Here is a 19311-nt window from a genome sequence, read left to right as displayed (position 1 = left end):
AACGCGCCCATGGGCGCGCCCTGTCGTCTGTCGCTGCGCCACGTGCCGGTTGGCAAGCCCGCCGGCCTCGCTGGGAGCAGCATAGCGGCCGTCGACGGTGGGGATCAGGCGGTGGTCGAGGGGATGACGGGTGGGTCCCAGTCGGCGTGGCCGGCCATCGACCGCAGCGCGATGCGTGGCGGCGTCAACCGCATCACGGCGTTCCGCAGGCCGACCGCGACCGGGTTGCTCAACTGCTGCCCGAACCGTCCGATCTGCAACGCGGCTCGGGCGACCCGCTGCGACCTGGGCCGCCGCTGGACGTCGTAGGCGGTCAGCGCCGCCACGACGTCGCCCGCCGGATCACACGCCGCGGCGAGGACGACAGCATCCTCGATGGCCTGGTTCGCGCCCTGGCCCAGGAAGGGGGTCATCGCGTGCGCGGCGTCGCCGAGCAACGCGACAGCGCCCACGCGATACGAGGGCAGCGGTGTGCCGAGGTGGTAGATGTCGGTGCGGATGACCGCCGCGGCCGCGGTCGCGTGCAGCAGGGCCGGGACGGGGTGGTGCCAGGCGCCGAAAAGGGTGCGCACCATCCGCATCTCGTCGCCGCCGGGTGAGTGCCGACCGGCGTCGGCGTTCACGGCGGCGTACCAGTACACCCGGCCGTCGACCAGCGGCACGATGCCGAACTCCGATCCACGGCCCCAGCTGACCGCCGTGGCGAGGTCACCGCGCCACGGCAGGTCCGTGACGCCCCGCCAGGCTGTCGAGCCGCTATATACGGGCGGCGGAAGGTCCGCCCACAGTCGGCCACGTACGACGCTGTTGATGCCGTCGGCCGCGACGACCAGATCGGGTCGGGCCGAGGTCTCCCGGCCGTCGTGCCGGTAGGTCACACGCGGCGGTGGGCCGGGCACGACGTCGACGACCTCGGCGCCCGTGACGAGACGATCCGCCGGCAGCGCCTCGCACAGGATCTGGTGCAGCCTGGCCCGATGGATGCCCACGGCCGTCGTGCCCAGCATCCGGGTCATCGCCGCGCCGTCGACGCGGGAGATCCACCGGCCGGTCGGGGTACGCAGACCGCCCGGCGCGTCGGCCAGACCCGCACCGCGCACGGACGCTCCCACGCCCAGCGCGTCGAGCCCGCGCAACCCGTTGGCCATCAACGTCAGGCCGGCGCCGACCGGGCCGAGGTGTGGCGTCCGTTCCAGCACGAGCACCTCCCACCCGCGCCGGCGCAGGCCGATCGCGGCGCACAAGCCGGCGATCCCCGCCCCGACCACCACAGCGCTCGCGCGACCCATAGAATTCCTCCTTCTACAGCCGTAGAAGGACAATCTACAGGTGTAGAAGAAGGGGGACAATGAGCCGGTTCGAAGTGATCACGGACGCGGGCATCGCCCTCGTCGCCGAGCTCGGCATGCGTGGCCTCACCCACCGCGCGGTGGACGCCCGCGCCGGCCTGCCGCTGGGGACGACCTCGGCGTACTTCCGCACCCGCAAAACGCTCGTCGAGGCGCTCGTACGGCGCCTCGCCGACCTCGACCGTGTCGAGCTCGCGCGGAACCGTCTCCCCGCCGACGAGACGGCGACCTTGCCGCCCGGACAGCGGCTCACCGCCGCAGACCTCGACCGCCTGGCCGAGAGCGTCGCGGCCGTGCTCGATGAGTGGCTCACCACGGGCCGGACGCGCACCCTCGCCCGCTACGCCTGCCTGTTGGAGGCGACGCACCACCCCGAGCTGCGGACCATCCTCGACCACGGCAGGACCTACCGGGCGCAGGCCCGGGCACTGCTCGCCGCGGCCGGCGCCGCCCGTCCCGAGCAGGCCGGCGACCACTTCGTCGCCTGCGTCGATGGGCTCCTCTTCGACCGGCTCGTCGGTGCGGGCGCCCTCACCGCGCCGGTACCGGGCACGGCCGAGAGCCGGGCCGACCTGACCACCGCCGTCCGGAGCATCCTGACGGCGCTGACCGCCGCCACGTAGCCCGGGCCGCGCGCGTCGCGCCGGCGGCGTGTCGGCTCCGCCAGAAAACCGACCCCGTGGTTCCTGGAACCCGCCCGGAACAGAGGGGTCAAAGTTCAGTCGGCGTTGATACGGCGACGGTTCGCGTGCTATCCCGCCTCCCACTCACGACTGGGTGCCGTCTCGCCTAACATTCGACGGGATGGTCATCGGCGAGCAGGAGGCCGCAACTGTCGACCGCAGCAGAGGTGGATCGTTCGGCCACCACTGCCACGTCGGCGAATGGCCACCAGGGCCCGGTCGTCAGGGCCACCTCCCGGCAAGCTTCCCACGCCGGGTCTGGAGCGGCAGCCGTGATGGCGTGGTAGGTGTCGATCGCGGCGAGCATGAGCCAATCGGGGTAATAGGTCCAGGCCGGCTCGAAGAACCGGTCGTCGTGACGGAGGATGTAGCGCACGACGGCGTGTGCCTCGTCGTCCTGGTCGACGAATCCGTCTTCGTCGTCCCAGAACCAGACGGGCCGCATCCTGTAGTTGCCCGTCATGGTTCGGTCTAGGGCGGCCCAGGTTGGGCAGTGCACGAGGTCGTACACCTGCCGAACGGCCTGCAGGACCGGGGTGTAGCGCGGCACGTTCTGTTTCGGTGACGGGGTTGCAGCGGTATGGCCGCTCCATCAGGTCGTAGCGTTCCTCCATGCCGTCGTAGCGCTGTTCGCCGTAGTAGCCCTCGCGTTCGAAGAACTGGTGGAAGTCTCCGAAGGCGGCGACCCTGTTCGCGTCGCTGGTCTGCTCCCAGATCGGCGCGCGCGCCGCGGCGAGGCAGCGGTTGAGGTTCGCGCGCCGGACTGACCCGACCAACGACGTGTGCCCGCCATCGAGGAGGCGCCGCAACTGGTGAAGAGCGGCGGACGGTGAGGGGCACCAGACGAAGCGGGATGGCTCTGGTTGCCCGGCGGCCCGATAGGCCGCGCGACCGGCGGCTTCCGTGCGGTCCCGGTCGGCGGGTCCGGTGGCCAGCGCTGCCTGGGTCCACCTCACGGTGATGTCGCGTGCTTCTGCGGACATGGGGGTGGTCGGGTTGGTCATGTGTTCCTCCGGGGGTGCACGGGGACGTACGGCGAGCGTTGCTGTTGACCGGCGAGGATGCGCTGCTGTGGTCTCTGTGGGTGATCGGCGGGTGACGTGAACGTGATCCTCATGTTTGACTATGCGTATGCGGGCGGGGGAGGCGCGGCTGTCGATCGACTGTGGCACGACCACCACCAAGGCGGTCCTCGCCTGGCCTGACGGCAGTTCGACGCCTTTGATCTTCGACGGCACGCCGTGCCTTCCCAGCGTTGTTTACGTCTCTGACGGCGGTGAGGTGTGGACAGGGCAGCAGGCCCGGCAGGCCGGCGCGACCGAGCCGCATCGGCTGATTCCCAGCCCACGCCGCCCGGCCGACGATGACCCCACCGTCGCCGGAACCGGCGTCGCAGCGCTGGACGTGGCGGCGGCGCCGTTGCGTCGGGCCGCGGCCGAAGCCGAAAGGACCGCGGGCGGGCCGGTCCGGGACGTGCGGTTGGTGGTGCCGGCCGGGTGGGGACCACGACGGCGCACATGGATGCGGCAGGTCGCGCACCGCGCGGGGCTGTCCCAGCCGCGCCTTGTGGAAGCCCCGGTAGCTGTGGCGCAGCATCTGCTCGCGGTCGGGGTGCAGCTGCCGGTCGGGTCGTTCATCGTCGTCTGCGACGTCGGCGCCGGCGCCGAGGTGACGGTGCTGCGCCGCGGACCCGCTGGCTGGGAGGTCCTCGCTACCCTCGCCGATCCGGCTGCGGGCGGCGCCGCGATCGACCAAGCGCTCACCGGCAACCTCCTCGGCCCAGCGGTGGCGTCCGACGGTGGGGGACAGGCAACGGTGATCGACAGCGTCCGCGCCGCGAAGGAGGCTCTTGGTGTTCACCCGGCGGTGACGGTGCCGCTTCCCGATCGGCCGCCCGTCATCGCGAACCACGCCCTGCTCGAGGACGCCGCCCGTCCTGTCCTGCAGCGGGTGGCGACGCTGACGAGCGAGGCCATCCGCGCCGCCGAGCTCACCGCCGCGGACCTCGCGGGAATCTACTGCGTCGGCGGCAGCGCCCACCTGCCCCAGCTGGCCACGGCCGTCGCCGAACACGGCGGCATTACTCCCACGATCGTCGTCGACCCGGGATTCGCCGCTGCTCGGGGCGCCGCAGACGCCGGAGCGACCAGCCCTGGCGCCGCTGGGGTGGTGGAGGTGCCGGTGCCGCCTGTGCGCCGGGCGGTCGCGATCGCCGTACCCGGCTTCGCATCCCTGGCCCTGATCTGGCAGTGCCTCCTGACCGCGGAGCAGCACAACACTCTCGGCGTGCATTTCTGGGTGGACCTGAACTGGGGCGAGTTCACCATGGCCGCCGTATTCGCGTTGCTGGCGAGCCTCGCCGGAGGAACCGTCCTCGGATCATTGATCGCCGCCCGCAGCCCCACACCCGGTACGCGGACCGAAGGTGGCAAGGTCAGCGTCGGCATCCTCGCCGCGGTGTCTCTCGGCGCCGCGATCGCCGGCCTCTACGCGGTGGTCGCCAGCCAGTACTTCGGCCAGCCAGTCGGCCGGTTCCTGAGCTGGGCGCTGTGGCCGATCACCCCGATCGCGGTGATGGCCGTGGCGATGGCGGTGGTCGCCGCCCGGCAGTGGCGTGTCCCGCACGGCGGCTGGTCCGCGCTGCTGGCCGCACCCACCGGATCGATCATCACTGCCGCCGCGGGCATGGTGCTGGTGCAGTACTCGTTGACCGCCGAACGGTGGCCCGACATGGTGTTGTGGATTGACATCGCCGGCCGTGTCGGTGGGCTGCTCCTTGGCGTCGGGGTGGTCATGGCGCTGGTGGCGCCGCTAGTGTTCCGCCTCATCCTCTCCGCCCCGCTCGCGGTTATCTCCGCGGCGATCGTCAGTGACCAGGCCGCCGGGATCCTGGGCGTCATCTACGCCCTCGCTGTCGCCGGCTGGTGGGCCGCCCGGCTGTGGACGCGCATCATCCGCCCCGCCACCACCGTCCCGGCCCCGCAGTCGCAGGTGCCGGCTGGGGTGCCGCCGGGTGGGGGTGGGTGAGGTGCGGTGGCCGCGGCAGCTGATGTCGCTGCTGATCGTCCTCGCGCTCCTGGCGGGCCCACCGATGCTGTTGCTGCGCCTGGTCGGCCCACCCATCTCCGGGTGGCCCACCGTGCAGCAGCTGCGGGCGTGGGTGCAGCATCCGCTGACGGAGCAGACGCTCACGGTCGCGCTGACGATCGCGGCCTGGCTGGTGTGGCTCATCCTCGCCTACACCGTCACCATCCGCGTCCTGGCCCGCCTGCGCGCGACCGTGTCCTGGCTGGGGCGCGTGCCCCTGCCGACACCCCTGCAGGCGACGGCCAGTGGAATGGCCGGCGCGGCCGTCTTCGGTGTTAGCGCCAACGCGATCACCGCACCGGCACCGCATCCACCGCTGCCCGCGACCGCCGCCAACCCCGACGATCCCAGCCACACCCGCGACGTCGCCGGCAGCGCCTTCCGCGACGCTGGGATCGTCGTGCCGGGCGGCTGGCTGCCCCGCGACGTCGCCGAACAGGTCACCGCCGCGACCGCCCTCGTCTGGCTGCGCCGCCGCCGCGCCTACCGGCCCCACCCACCCCGCCAGCCCGGTGGCGTGGACCAGGACCTGACCCCGCTGCCCGCCACCGCCGCCGCCGTGCAGGCCGCCCTCGCCGAACACCCATCCCCGCCTGCCGACACCAACGCCACCCTCGTCCGCCCCACACACGCTCCAACGCCGGCGAGCGGAGTCCTACCCGCAAGTGGCGTCGGACTTACCGGGCCGGGCGCGCTGGCCGCAGGCAGGGGACTCCTGGTCACCACCCTGCTCGCCGGGCAACACCAGCCGACAGTGTCACTGGTCATCACCCGGACCGCACTGACCAGTCTGCTCGGCCCCGCCGCCGAGTCACTGGCCCGACGCCTCCCCGGGCTGACCATTGCCGACGACGTCGACCACGCGGTGCGGCTCCTCCAACCCAGATCTGGCGGCCAAGGCGGCAGCACACACGGCGGCTCCGGCCGGCCCGGTCACGAGACAACAACCGATTCACAACTAGCCCTCGTACTGATCGTCGACGAGAAAGCCGGAGCAGCCGACCATCGAGGTGTGGCTGGTCTCGACGCCGGCACCCACACCGTCGTCGTGCTGGGACCGTGGCCGGCTGGTCAAACGTGGCAGGTCGATCAGGCAGGCCGCATCCGAGACTCGCGCCGCCCCGGCCAGGCCGGACAACGGTTGTGTGTTCTCGACCCGGTAGCGGCCAGCGACCTGCTCACCGTGATCGCCCACTCCGACCCGCCAGCCATCAACCCTGCGTCGCCGGCCTCGCCGCCTGCTCCCGCCGCAGCGACATTAGCTCAGCGCCTGCCGCGCCAGCCCACCCGTCGCGAACCCCGCCCGACGCCCGGCGACGACACACGGCGGCTTGAGCTGCGCGTCCTAGGCGAACCGACACTGCTCATCGACGGACAACCACTGACCGTCCGGCGCACCGCCGCCACCCAGATCCTCGCCTTCCTCGCCACCCACCCCGATGGCGCCGACACCCGGCACCTGATCCACGCCATCTGGCCGGGCCCGCCCCCACACACCCTCACCGGCCGGCTCTACACGACCCTCAGCGAACTCCGCAGCACCATCCGGGCGGGCTACGGGCGCAACGTCATCGACCACACCGACGACCGCTACCGCCTCAACCCCGCCCACGTTCACGTCGACGTGTGGCGTCTCCACACCGCCATCCAGCACGCCGCCACCGCCGTCACCGACACCACTACCGCCTGGCAGGCCGTCATCGACGCATACCCCGACGAGCTCGCCACCGGACGCACCTGGCCCTGGCTCGACCCGATCCGGGAGACCCTGCGCCGGCACGTCATCGACGCCTACGTGGCGCTCGCCGACGCAGCACCCGACAGCCAATCCACCCTTGCTCTGCTGCAGGCCGCCATCCGCATCGACCCCTACAACGCCGACCTGCACGCCCGCGCGGCGAACACCCTCACCGCGCTCGGCGACCCCGCAGCGGCCCACCAGCTACGCGAGGCCTACCGCCGCCGACTCACCGGCGCGGACCTTCACCCCGAAGACAACCTCAGCGCGACCGCCGTCGGCGTGAGCGAGACCGCCCCCGCTAGCCGATAACCGACCACCGCGTCGGACAGACAACGGGGCACCTGCAACGGGGTCCTTGGCCTTTCCGAGCTCTCAAGGCGCCCGGCAGCCCATCGTTGCTAACCGACCGGCGCGCTGCGCAGCGGGATCCTTCACCACTAGGCGATCGCCATGAGAGGCCGCCCACCGGTCTGCGTCCTCCAAAGCACCGCCGAGAGGCAGGCGAACGCCATCCCGGCAGGGGAAGCCCCCAGTGCGTTCGCGGCAACGGCCAGGGCCCTGATCTGCGCGTGTGAGGCCGTGTGAGCCCGTGTGAGGTGCTGTCAGGCGACAGCTCGCCCTGCCGTCGCGCCGACGGCCATAGCGTCACGGCATCATCCGCCGCTTTCCCACCAGCGCAGCCGTCGCGGCCGAACGGAGAACGGAGGCCAGGTGACATCCCGAACCCCACGCGCCCTCGCAATCGCTACCAGCGTTCTCTCCACCGCCGCAGCGCCTGCGTTCCTCGCCGCCAGCGGTAGATGGGCGCCCGCAGTTCCCGCACCAGGCACCGTCCAGCGGTGGATCACCCAACCCTTGAACGCCGACCTGATCATCGCCCTCGCCTGCGCCGCCGCGACGGCCCTATGGCTGTTGCTGATCACCGCCGTGTTCACACACGTCTACAACACACTGGCCCGCCGCGTGCGCGGCAACGCCTCTATACGCCTACCTAGCCCGATCCAAAGCCTCGCCGCGGCGCTGCTCGGCGCGACCGCCGTCACCACAGTCACCGGCGCCACCGCCCACGCCCACCAGGCCACCACGACCAGCGGCGAGCTACCCGCTACTGAACCGGCCACCGCAACGCCGACCCCGCAAGCCATCGACCGCGCCGATCCACCTTCGGCCGAACCAGCAACCCCCACCTACACCGTGCGCCGCGGTGACAGCCTCTGCCGGATCGCCGCACGCACCCTCGGCGACCCCGACCGATGGCCGGAAATCTACGCCCTCAACCGCGGCACCCACTTCCCTCACGTCGGCGGGACCCTGCGCGACCCGAACCTCATCTACCCAGGCTGGGAACTCGAACTGCCCACCGACCCCGCCCCATCGGACGCCCCGCGGCCGGCCCCACCGCAGCGGAACCACGACGCGCCTACCGAACCCGGCCCTCAGCCATCAGTCCCGTCCACGCACCCCTCGCCCTCCGGCGACACCTCGTCAGCGGCAACCCCATCGACAGACCGCGCAGCCGCATCGCCGGCGACGCCTGGCGCCGCGCCAACCGCGACCGGACCGGGGGGTGCCGCCGGCTCACCGCCGCCCGCCACCGCACCCGCCACGTCGCCCCCGCCAACCTCATCACCGTCGGCCGGCAACGCTGAGCCAACGCGCCTCCCAACGGGGCAGCCGAACCAGCCCCACGGCATCCTGCTGCCCAGCGGCAGCTGGCTCGACCTGGGACTCGCCGCCGCGATCACGACCGCCGTCGCGCTGATCTGGGCGCACCGGCGCCGCCGCTACACCCGTCGCCCACCCTCTCCAGACCTTCGTCTCGCGGGCTCGGACCTGGCACCGATGCGACCTGTGGTCAACCAGATCCGCCGCCGGCTACGCCACACTCAGCCCGCGCCCGGCAGCGGCGAACCCCGCGACGCCCGGCCGGACTCGTTCGACGACGCGCACGACCGCGACCTGCCCAGCGCGAGCCGCCACGACGACGTCCACTCCGACCCGGAACCGCCTCACCGCTACACGGCACACCAACCCAGCGACGTCCACGCCGACGACTCCGACAACGACCTCGACGGCGACGAGCAGGCACCATCCAGGCAGCACCGTGACCACGAGCCCACCGTCGAAGCCTCCACCCCACCTCGCCCGGTCGTACCGTCATCCGCGCACCCGCTGTCCACGCCTTGGCCGCCAGCGGGCCTCGGGCTCACCGGCCCCGCCGCAGACGCCGCCGCCCGCGGATGCCTGGCCGCCGCTCTCGCCTCCGGCGGCCCCAACGCACCAACTGAGCGCACTCACGTGGTGATGCCGTCCGCGACTGCAGCGACGCTGCTCGGCACAGACGCCGCGCTGCCCCACACTCCCAGGCTGGCGGTCACCGCCAGCCTGGACGAGGCCCTCGATCTGCTCGAAACGCAGGCACTGCACCGCAGCCGCCTGGTCCACGCCCACGACGTCAACACCGTGGCCGACCTGCGCACCGCCGATCCCACCGAGGAACCAGTGCCACCAGTCCTGCTGCTGGCCGAGGCCACCACCCGCCGGCAGCGCACCCGCATCGCTGCGTTACTCGCCCAAGGCGGGCGTCTCGACATCCACGGCGTGCTGCTCGGTGCCTGGCCCGACGGCGACACCATCGTCGTCAAAGACGACGGCACGACCACGCCTGCCGACACTGACGCCACCCGACGCGACGAGCACCCCGCTGACATTGGGCGCCTGGCCGTTCTCACGCCGGCCGACACGCTCGACCTGCTCGTCACCCTCGCCGAATCGCACACCGGCCAACCGCAGACGCCCGCCGTCATCGAGCCCACCCCACCAGCCGGGCAACCGGCCCACGCGTCGGCGGCCCAGTCCGCCAACCGGTCGACGGCTGGAGTTGCCGGACCGCCACCCACGCAGAACCCGACGAATGCCGCCTTGCCACCTGCCTCGGACACCGCTGAGGATCTCGACCGTGTTGCGCTACTAGACATTAAGCCTGCGGAGACCGATACGTGGCCCGGGCATACCGACGGCAGCCAGCACCACCGCTCCACCGAGTCCGATGCTGCCTCCGGTGACCGGACGGGGACCCACGCGCCGTCCGAGGGCGACGAGCGCCGACACCACGGCCGAGTGCAAGTGAACGTGCTCGGCCCACCCGGCATCGTCGACGCCGGCCCCCGGCCCACCTTGCGCAAGAAATCCCTCGAGGTGCTGGTGTACCTGGCGGTCCACGATGGCCAGGCTCGCGTCGAGGCCATCCTCGACGACCTGCTACCCGACGCCCCCGCCAGCAAAGCACCCGGACGGCTGTACACCTACGTGTCCGACCTGCGCGCCGTCATGCGCCGCATCGGCGGCGCAGGCATATACCTCACCCACCCCAGCCAGCGGTACGCGCTCAACCCCGACCGGATAGACGTCGACTTGTGGCGCATGCGCGCCGCGATCCGCGACGCCGACCAAGCCAGCACGCCGCAAGCTCGTGTCGCCGCACTGCGCCGTGCCGTGGACACCTACCGGGGTCATTTCGCCGACGGCGCCACGTACGAGTGGATCGAACCGTATCGGGAAGCGGTGCGCCAACAGGCACTCGACGCCTACCTGGCCCTCACCGACGCCCTCGCCGACAACCCGGCCGAGCAACTCGCCGTCCTGGCCACGGCTATCCGCCACAACCCGTACACCGAAGAGCTGTACCAGCAGGCCATGTGCGCCCACGCGGCGCTCGGACACCTCGACGCGATCCGGTCCCTGCGGCGGGCGCTGACCCGCGCGCTCAGCGAGATCGACGCCGAACCCGGCGACCACATCACCGCCCTGGCCGACGACCTCATCGCCAGGATGCAACGCCCTGGTCATCACGTACAGCCGCCGCCCGCGTCCCTGCCCGGCAGGGGAGATGCAGCATGAACACCGCACCGCTCTCTGTGCCTGCCGGCAACGACCCTGCACTGCTCGGCTACACGGAGGCCCGGCGACTGCGGCGGCTGAGGTGGGCCGTGCGCACCGTGCTTACCCTCGGTGTGGTCGCCTCGATCGCAGCGAACGTGCTGCACGCCCGACCTCACCCGGTCAGCCAGATCATCGCCGCCTGGCCACCACTGGCACTGCTCCTCACCGTCGAGCTGATCTCCCGCGTGCCCTCCCACCGCCGACCGCTCGCAGTGCTGCGGATGTTGGCCACCACCGCGATCGCCAGCATCGCCGCCTGGGTCAGCTACTGGCACATGGTCGGCGTCGCCGCCCGCTACGGTGAAACCGACGCAGGTGCCTCCTATCTCTTACCCCTCTCCGTTGACGGCCTCGTCGTTGTCGCCAGCATCAGTCTCGTCGAAATCGCTGGACGCATCCGTGCTTTTGGTGCGCCATCTGCCGCCCTCACACCCAGCGGCCATGACCAGCCTCCGGTGAAAACGCGGCTGGCCGGCCCACTCTCGTCCCGGGAATCGGAGACCACCGCACCCTCAGCTTCCCTCACCGGATCCACGCAAGACGGGCAGGTGCAGCAAGCAGCTGGCACGAAGGGCCAAGCCGACGACCCGCCGAACCCCGACGCCGGCAGCCGGGCCAACGGGCGCACCCCAGCTGCTGGCGACAAGGCTCCTCGCTCACCATCCGCACCACGCGGCGGGCACGTCGCGGCGCGGACACGCCGGGTCGAGAACGACGGGACCAGCGAAGGCGGCCCGGATGGTGACTTAGCCGACGGCCTTGAGGCGCCCTTCAAGACGCCTGCGGCCGTCGCCTACTGGTACGAGCGCGACCCGTCGCTGCATCCCGCGCAGATCGCCGCCAAGATCGGGCGTTCCGAACGTACCGTGCGCCGGTACTGGCCACCTTCGCCGCCGCGCGCCGACAACGGGCAGGAGGCAAACCCACTCACAGATCAGCTCCGCGCCCGTCGCTAGCGGCACACGGCCTGATACGAGCAGCGTCTCGCCGCCTACCAGGCGGAGCGGGCCGGTTGATGACCCGCCGATGATCGAGGCCCCGCCGGTTGGGCGGGGCCTCGATGTGGTTGTCAGTTGGTTAGAAGCTGTTCTTACATTGGAAGTTCCGGGCGGTGTTGGTATCGCCCTTGCCCTTGTAGCTGGCGACCTGCGGGTACATGCAGACCGGACGGGTCATCACGACGTTCCCGTCCGCGTCGACCTTCTCGCCCGTCAGCTGGCTGGGCGCCTTGCCGTGCTCGACCCAGTCGACCACGGCCTGGAAGGCGTTGGTCGGCTCCGCGCCGACGCCGCCGCCGCAGTGCTCGACGCCGGGGGCGAAGAAGAACCGGGCGAACTTCTCCGTCTCCTTGGCCCCGCCGACCGTGGCCTTCACCCGCTCGTAGTAGTCCACCGTGCCCTGCTGGTAGACCACTTCGTCACTGGCGCCGGCCCACATCACCAGCTTGCCGCCGGCGTCGCGGTACGGCGTGAGGTCGATCCTGTCGGCGGCGGTCACGTCGAAGTCGGCGTACTGCGAGCCGGCCTGCTGGAAGGCTCGCAGGAACTGGTCATAGGTCAGGGTTCGCCAGTCCCAGTTCGGATCCTGGTTGAGGAAGTACCGGTACCAGTCGTTCATCGCGGCGAACGGCGAGCCGGTTGTCGTGCCGTCCGCCGTGGTCACCGTATTGTTCAAGCCGTTGAAGCGGGTGCCACGCAGCAGCCCGAACCAGAGGGAGTTGCCCTTCGGGTCGACCGGTCCCTGCCAGATCTTGTTGACGATGTCGGCGTCCGCCGCAGTGATCGTCCCGCATGGCGTCACCGTGCCGACCAGTCGGCGGGCATCGTACTGGCAGGACTTCCAGTCGCTGATGATCCCGTCGGTGACCCGGTCCAGGTTGTCGCACGCCGTGATCGCCGCCTGGTTGAACGCATCGAACTTGCATTGCGGCAGGAAGTTGCCCGCCAGCTGCATCTGCATCTGGCCCCAGGCCTGGACGGTCCGCAACAGTTGCGAGTTGATGGCGGGAGAGGCGGCCGCGATCCCGTCATAGTCGGTCGGGTACCGCTGCGCTTCGATCAGCCCCTGCCGGCCACCCGTAGAGCAACCGTTGAAGTACGAATACTCCGCCGCCTTGCCGTAGAAGGCGTTCACCACCTCCTTCGCCACCACCGTCATGTTGTGGATACCTAGGAAACCGAAATCATCGATACGCGGCCAGTTCAAGGTCCGATCCGCGTTGAGCGCGAAACTCCCCGACGCACCCGCATGCCCGGCGTCGGTACCCGCCGTGGCGTACCCCGCCTGGACCATCGCCGCGTCCGGGCTGTTCGGGTTGCCACCGCTGAACCCGCCACCACCGGTTCCCACGAAACGACCGTTCCACCCTCGCGTCGGCAGGAACACCCCGACCCGCACCGCATTCGAATACGTCGGCGGGTTCGACACCGTCGCCCGGACCGCACAGTATTCCGGCGTCGCTCCACTCGCCGGCACCACAACCGCACTGTCAATCGCCGTATTCGCAATAGACAACCCGGTCAGGCTCGCACACGAACGCGCCGGCCCCGACCTTGGAACCGCGCCCGCCGCCGCCGGTAGAACACTCACCGAGACCGCGACGACGGGAACCAATACCGCGAGCTTGACCAGCCGCGTCAATCTCACCACAGCCACGCTCCAACCTCCAACCAACCGGAAAAAAGAGCACGCAGAAATGCGGCGACCGATTCGATCCAGCCACCACCCGAGTTCGAGACCGACACCCTCATGAACCGCTTTCGGTAGCGTCGGCCCACCTTGTCTGGGCGCGTTTTCGCCGGTCACAGCTGCTGTGACCGGGCGCGCGGAGTCACAACCTCCCGAGTGATAGACGTGGACCAGGTACGTCCGAGGGGGTAACTGACTGGCCCATGAGGTGGCGTATCTCGCCCGTTGCCCGCACCCCGCAGCGGAGTCCTATCTAGATTAGGAGCGTAAGATCTTGTTGCGCGAATAGGAACATGTCCGTAATGATTTTCTGGTAAGCGGAACACCCGTCGCGGGGCCGGACAAATCGGTCTGCCCTGGGCGCGCCCCGGCACTGCTTGGGTTCGATTCGTCGGAGGGTGTTGATTTCTTCCCACCGTTTCGGCTGACCGTTCTGTCTCGGTGTAGTGGGTGCGGGACGGTCGCGTGTCGCCGCGGGTGCGCGGATTCTTCGTGTCCGGGAACTGTCTTACCGGCGGTAGGGGCAGCTTCGGGGGCCAGGAGGGCGGCGGCGGCAGGTAGGGGTCTGTCAAACGAACGGGGTGACCCGGTTTGTTGACGGCTGCTTCGGCCGGCCGGTGGGCAGGCGTCCTTCAGGCGATATCGAAGGCCTTCAGCGTGGGCTTCCCGCGCATGGTCCAGCGTCCACGGCGCTGGCCGGATGAGGTTGAGGATCATGATCGCGAGGTATACGCACTTGAGCTCGGCGGCCTTGTTGGGCAAGTGGCCGTGGACGCGGACGGCGGGGCGGACACGAGCACTAACGGACTCGATGGCGCCCACGCCTGTTACCGCGACCTGACGATCGCCGGAGACCTGCCACTGTCGTGCCATGCATCGGTGAGCTCGGCACTGCGCCCTCGACGACCTCATCGGTGATCGTGCGGCTGCTCTGCCGCGACACGTCAGCGCCAGAGACCTTGACCAGATAGACCCGGATCTCGCCGGTGGTCAGGCCCGTGGCGGACAGGGAGGTCGCCATGCCGTCCACGCCGGGCAGCCGGCGCTGACGCATGCGAGGGATCTGCCGGGTGAATGGCCCGTCCCGGTTGCGGGGCGGTCTCGGTAGCAATGGCGGCCGTCGAGTGTTCGGACATAAGGTGCGGCTCCTTGATCAGGAGGTACACCATTCGTCTTACGGGCCTGGGTCCGGCGTTTGACAGCCGGGATGACAAGAGCTGGGTAAGGGCGCTGTTACGCCCATCTTTCGGAGCCGGGAGGGGAATCCCTCCCGGCTCCTCGACTTCAGGCGAGCGCCTCCGCTGCAAGACGGTCCGCCGTGCTCGCTGCCTTGGCCTGGTGGATCTGCTGGTAGATCTCGGCGCGCAATTCGGCGAACCGCGCCAGCGACCGGGTCGCCAACTGGTCACGTTCGGTGGGCAGGTCAACCGTTACCTGGTGTTGCACGACCGTGGGCGAGGCGGACAACACGATGACCCGCTCGCCGAGGTAGACCGCCTCGTCGATGTCATGGGTGACGAACAGAAGCGTGATACCGAACCGCTGCCACACCGAGCGGACCAGGTCCTCGAGATCCGCCCTGGTCTGGGCGTCGACCGCAGCGAACGGCTCGTCCATCAGTAGCACCTGCGGTTCGTAGGCCAACGCCCGGGCAATCGCGACACGCTGCTGCATTCCACCCGACAGCTGCCAGGGGTACGCGTTCTCGACGTCATGCAGGCCCACGGCGGCGAGCGAATCCGTGACGAGCTGACGTCGCCGGGCACGAACGAGCCGCTTCTCCTTCAGCGGAAGCTCGACGTTCGCTCCCACCGTCATCCACGGGTACAGGCTGCGTCCGTACTCCTGGAATACCACCGCCATGTCGGCCGGCGGCCCGGCGACCCGCTGCCCGTGCACCGACACCTCGCCGGACGTTGGCGCCAGCAGGCCGGCGATGCACTTGAGCAACGTCGTCTTGCCGCAGCCGGACGGGCCGACCAGGCAGGCCAGCTCCCCCGCCTTCAGTTCGAACGTCAGGTCTCGGACAGCCTCGACGGTTCGGCCGTGGCCGCCGTAGACCTTCCGCAGGCCGCGCACCTCGAGCATTGCCTACCTCCTAGTTTTGCCAAAGCCGGCGGACAGGAGCGGTCACGACCGCTCGGCGCGCCGCAGACCGCGGTGCCAGGCGAGGACGCGGTCCTCGACGAAGCGGAACAGGATGGACAGCACAAACCCGAGCAGGCCGAGCACGACGATGCCGGCCCACATCTCGGGAATGGCGAAACTGCGTTGGAGCTGCACGATGGCAAAGCCGAGGCCGTTCGTCGCCGCGAACATCTCGCTGATCACCATCAGGATGATCGCGATGGACAGCGCCTGACGGAGACCCGCGAAGATCTGCGGGCTCGCGGCCGGAAGCACCACCCGACGCAGCAGCGCCCGGCGGGAGAACCGGTAGCAGCGGGCAGTGTCGAGCTGGACAGGGTCGACGGCGCGGACGCCCTCGACGCTGTTGAGCAGGATCGGCCATACCGCGCCGGAGGCGATGACGAACACCTTCATCGTCGTTCCGATGCCGGCGAACAGGATCAGCACGGGCACCAGTACCGGGGGCGGGATCGCCCGGAAGAACTCCAGCACGGGTTCGAGGACCTGCCGGACCGGACGGGAAAGACCCACCAGTACACCGAGCCCGACACCGAGGACGGCGGCCAGCAGGTAGCCCATCGCCAGCCGCGCGAGGCTAGGCAGCACGTCGTCGCCGAGCCGGGAACCGAGCCAGTCGGAGGCCAGGGAGTCCATGATCACCTGCATCGACGGCAGGTAGAAGTTGGTGCTGCCGGCCGTGCCGAACCACAGCGCGACGAAGACGACCAGCGGCAGTCCCACAATGAATGCGAGCGACGTCGCGCGACGAAGCAGCCAGGTCATGCCGCCACCTCTCCCCGGACGGATGGATGCCAGGACAAGACCCGGCGCTCGACGGCGCGAGCCCCGAGGTTCACCAGTACGCCCAACAACCCGGTGGTGACCACGTACGCGTATACCAGCGGAATCGCGGCGCTGGACTGGGCGATCGCGATCTCCTTGCCGAGCCCGGGCGCGCCGATGACGAGTTCGCCAGTGACCGCGAGGATCAGCGCCACGCTGGCGGCCAATCGCACGCCGGTCATGAAGTACGGCAGGACCGTCGGCCAGGTGACGTGCCGCAGCAACGCCAGCCGACCCAGCCGGAACGAGCGCGCGGTGTCGGCGGCGACCGGATCCACGTCGTGCGCCCCGTACATGACCTGGATCAGGACCTGCCAGAACGCCGCGTACACGATAAGCAAGAGCTTGGAGCGGATGTCGTTGCCGTAGAGCAGGACGGCCAGCGGGACCAGCGACACCGACGGGATGGGACGCAGGAACTCGATCAGCGAGGAGGTGAGTCGCCGCAGGAAGCCGACGCTGCCGAGGATAAGACCGACGACGGTTCCGGCGATCACGGCGATGATCAGGCCGATCGCCCAGGAACGGACGGTGTCCCAGACCGCGATCCAGAACGAAGGCCGGCCCACCTCGCCGGCCAGGGTCTTGACGATCTCGCTAGTCGGCGAGAGGTAGGCCGGCGAGACGAGGCCTATCCGGGGCACCAACTCCAGCACCAGCAGCAACCCGATCAGTCCGAACAGTCCGAGCGGGAGGTGCCTGCGCCGTTGGTGCGCCGCAGTGCCCGACTGCAAGGCAGCTGGCTGCGAAAGTGTCACCGGGCTCGCCCGCCCGGTCGACACACTGGTCGGACCGCTCATCTCCAGCCCCCTAGTTTGGTGCGACAGCCAGGTCCACGGCATGCAGGCGTTCACCTGCTGCGGCCGTGGTTCCGACGAACATAGGCCACCCGTTGCGCGCTACAGAACCGACGCAGCCGTTTTTTCTGCGTAGTGGAACAGGTAGACCGCCCAAACGGCCCGGGACCCGGTCAAAGGTCCTGGCTGATCGCCTCGGCGGTGCGGCGCAGAGGCCCGACAAAGCCGCGGAGGCGGGAATGGTCGGCCCGCGGGGCAGGCACGGCGATCGCGAGTGCGGCGACCGCACGGCCGGCGTGGTCCCGTACGCAGACCGCCACAGCGTGTACGCCCTGCTCGCTTTCCCCCCGGTTCATCGCATAGCCGAGTCGGCGCGCGTCCGCGAGCTCTTCCCGCAGCGCCGCCAGGTCGGTCAACGTTCGGTCGGTGATGTGGCTGAATCCCTTGTGATACAGCACCTCTAGCTCGCTGTCGGTCAGCTCGGCGAGGAGCATCTTGCCGCCTGACGTGGCGTACGCCGGCACCAGCGCTCCGGTGCGGGACGTGACGCGTAACGCCTGCGCGGACTCCACGCCGTCGATGAAGCGGACGGCGGCACCCTCAAGCACCACGAGATTGACCGTCTCGCGCAATTCGCCCGCCAGCCGCTCCATGTGGTGCCGAGCCTTGCGGCGCACATCCAGTTCGCCGACCGCGGCCAGGCCGATCTCGATCAGGGTCCCTCCCGCCCGGTACGACCGGGACGCCGCGTCCTGCGTGGCGAACCCGTGGTGCACGAGCGTCATGAGGAGCCGGTGCGCCGTGGACCTCGCGACACCCAGCTCATCGCTCACGTCGGTCACACGGACCTCCCCCCTGTCTCTCATCAGGAGGATCAGCCGCAGCGCCTTGTCGACGGACTCGATGGCGTAGGGAGGCAGAGGTTTGTCCCCGGGATTCGGCATGACGGGACGATATGTGACTACCCCCTGTTCTGGCTAGCGGAAAAATCGCCACTGCTTGTTCCACCACCCGCAACACGGTCGCTACGGTGGCGGAACTCAGGCAACAGACCAGGAGAAGCCCATGCACTCTTCGTTGCGCCTTGCCGCGTCGTCCGCACTCATGCTGCTGCTCGCCGGCTGCGGTGCGTCAAGCGGCGGCTCGTCCAATGCCGCGCCCGACAGCAGCAAACCGACCGTCATCAAGATTGCTGAGACCGCCGGCGTCCCCGCCGCCTTCCTCGAGTACGGCGAGGAGAAGGGCCTATTCAAGGCGCAGGGGCTGGACCTGGAGATCGACACGGCCGCCGGCGGGGCCGCCGTCATCCCGGGTGTTGTCAGCGGCAACTACCAGTTCGGCGGCTCCAACACCACCAGCGTTCTGCTCGCGGCCAGCAAAGGCCTGCCGATCTCCCTCGTCGCTCCCGGCACGTTCGCCACCGACAAGACCGACGAAGACTTCTCCGCTGTGCTTGTAGCCAAGGACAGCCCGATCACCTCGGCGCAGGACCTTGCCGGCAAGAAGATCGCGGTCAACACCCTGAAGAACATCGGCGACGTCACGATCAAGGCCGCCCTCGAAGCCCGCGGCGTCGACACCTCCGGCATCCAGTTCGTCGAGCTCGGCTTTCCCGACATGCTGGCTACGCTGGACGCCGGACGGGTGGACGCCGCCTGGGAGATCGAGCCGTTCGTGTCGCTCGGTCGCGAGCAGGGATTCCGGCCGGTGCTGTGGCCTTACGTCGAGTCCAAGCCCAGCCTGCAGGTCGGCTCGTATGTCGCCTCGACAAAGTACGTCAACGAACGGCCGAAGGTGGTGGAAGCCTTCCAGAAGGGCGTCGCGGCCACCGCCGAGGCCATCGCATCCGACCCTGCCGGGTTCCGGACCGCCCTGCCCACGCTGCAGAAGGTCACCCCCGAGGCCGCGCAGAAGATGATCCTGCCGGTGTGGCAGGCCAAGTGCGACCTGGACTCGCTGAGCTTCATGGCCGAGAAGATGGGCAAGTACGGCCTGTCCGACGGCAAGATCGACCTGGACAAGCTGGTTGCGTCCGGGGCGGCGGAGTGAGC

The 19311-nt window shown here is 69.8% G+C and carries 13 protein-coding genes and 1 pseudogene; 6 read left to right on the top strand and 8 right to left on the bottom strand.

All coding sequences use genetic code 11. The features are described 5' to 3' along the window. Nucleotides 1-104: 104 nt before the first annotated feature. Nucleotides 105-1289 carry an FAD-dependent oxidoreductase gene (locus D7193_RS11415; RefSeq protein WP_120779487.1) on the bottom strand — a complete coding sequence of 395 codons (1185 nt, stop codon included), beginning with the start codon at nt 1287-1289 and terminating at the stop codon, nt 105-107. 59 nt (nt 1290-1348) lie between these two features. Here D7193_RS11415 and D7193_RS11410 point away from each other — a divergent pair, with 59 nt between their 5' ends. Continuing rightward, entirely contained in the window at nt 1349-1972 is a 624-nt protein-coding gene (locus D7193_RS11410; protein ID WP_120779486.1) for a TetR/AcrR family transcriptional regulator, read from the top strand. 166 nt (nt 1973-2138) lie between these two features. On the opposite strand, the gene D7193_RS11405 is transcribed toward D7193_RS11410, so the two are convergent. Next, nucleotides 2139-2495, bottom strand: coding sequence for a DUF6745 domain-containing protein (locus D7193_RS11405; RefSeq protein WP_147434365.1), 357 nt, complete (start codon nt 2493-2495; stop codon nt 2139-2141). A gap of 662 nt (nt 2496-3157) precedes the next feature. Here D7193_RS11405 and D7193_RS11400 point away from each other — a divergent pair. From D7193_RS11400 to D7193_RS11385, 4 genes are all read left to right on the top strand, one after another. Beyond that, entirely contained in the window at nt 3158-5059 is a 1902-nt protein-coding gene (locus D7193_RS11400; protein WP_338324087.1) for an Hsp70 family protein, read from the top strand. Nucleotide 5060: 1 nt separating this feature from the next. Next, entirely contained in the window at nt 5061-7169 is a 2109-nt protein-coding gene (locus tag D7193_RS11395) for an AfsR/SARP family transcriptional regulator (RefSeq protein ID WP_147434364.1), read from the top strand. Nucleotides 7170-7715: 546 nt separating this feature from the next. Continuing rightward, nucleotides 7716-10760: an AfsR/SARP family transcriptional regulator gene (locus D7193_RS34575; protein WP_277749902.1), complete on the top strand. Its 3045-nt coding sequence runs from the start codon at nt 7716-7718 to the stop codon at nt 10758-10760. After that, nucleotides 10757-11758: a DUF2637 domain-containing protein gene (locus D7193_RS11385; RefSeq protein WP_120779481.1), complete on the top strand. Its 1002-nt coding sequence runs from the start codon at nt 10757-10759 to the stop codon at nt 11756-11758. Before D7193_RS34575 ends, D7193_RS11385 begins: the two co-directional genes overlap by 4 nt. A gap of 121 nt (nt 11759-11879) precedes the next feature. On the opposite strand, the gene D7193_RS11380 is transcribed toward D7193_RS11385, so the two are convergent. The 6 genes and pseudogenes from D7193_RS11380 to D7193_RS11355 all read right to left on the bottom strand — a co-directional run bounded on the left by D7193_RS11380 (nt 11880) and on the right by D7193_RS11355 (nt 18204). Then, a complete protein-coding gene (locus tag D7193_RS11380; RefSeq protein WP_158674795.1) occupies nt 11880-13457 on the bottom strand; it encodes a tannase/feruloyl esterase family alpha/beta hydrolase in 1578 nt (525 codons plus the stop codon). 928 nt (nt 13458-14385) lie between these two features. Next, a pseudogene (locus D7193_RS34825) lies at nt 14386-14586 on the bottom strand (transposase); the annotation flags it as partial. 188 nt (nt 14587-14774) lie between these two features. After that, nucleotides 14775-15578 (bottom strand): ABC transporter ATP-binding protein, encoded by an 804-nt coding sequence (locus tag D7193_RS11370; RefSeq protein WP_120779478.1) that lies wholly within the window; start codon nt 15576-15578, stop codon nt 14775-14777. 42 nt (nt 15579-15620) lie between these two features. Further along, nucleotides 15621-16403, bottom strand: a complete 783-nt coding sequence (locus D7193_RS11365) for an ABC transporter permease (RefSeq protein WP_120779477.1) — start codon at nt 16401-16403, stop codon at nt 15621-15623. Then, nucleotides 16400-17263 (bottom strand): ABC transporter permease, encoded by an 864-nt coding sequence (locus D7193_RS11360; RefSeq protein ID WP_120779476.1) that lies wholly within the window; start codon nt 17261-17263, stop codon nt 16400-16402. Before D7193_RS11360 ends, D7193_RS11365 begins: the two co-directional genes overlap by 4 nt. Nucleotides 17264-17433: 170 nt before the next feature. Then, nucleotides 17434-18204 (bottom strand): IclR family transcriptional regulator, encoded by a 771-nt coding sequence (locus D7193_RS11355; RefSeq protein ID WP_120779475.1) that lies wholly within the window; start codon nt 18202-18204, stop codon nt 17434-17436. Nucleotides 18205-18325: 121 nt separating this feature from the next. Here D7193_RS11355 and D7193_RS11350 point away from each other — a divergent pair, with 121 nt between their 5' ends. Then, the gene (locus tag D7193_RS11350; protein WP_120779474.1) at nt 18326-19309 is read left to right on the top strand and encodes an ABC transporter substrate-binding protein; all 984 of its coding nucleotides are present in this window, start codon (nt 18326-18328) and stop codon (nt 19307-19309) included. Nucleotides 19310-19311: the final 2 nt, after the last annotated feature.

The sequence above is a fragment of the Micromonospora costi genome, assembly GCF_003626655.1.
Lineage (GTDB): Bacteria > Actinomycetota > Actinomycetes > Mycobacteriales > Micromonosporaceae > Micromonospora > Micromonospora costi.
The sequence above is the reverse complement of the archived record's forward strand: the minus strand, read 5'-3'. Positions and strand labels throughout refer to the sequence as shown.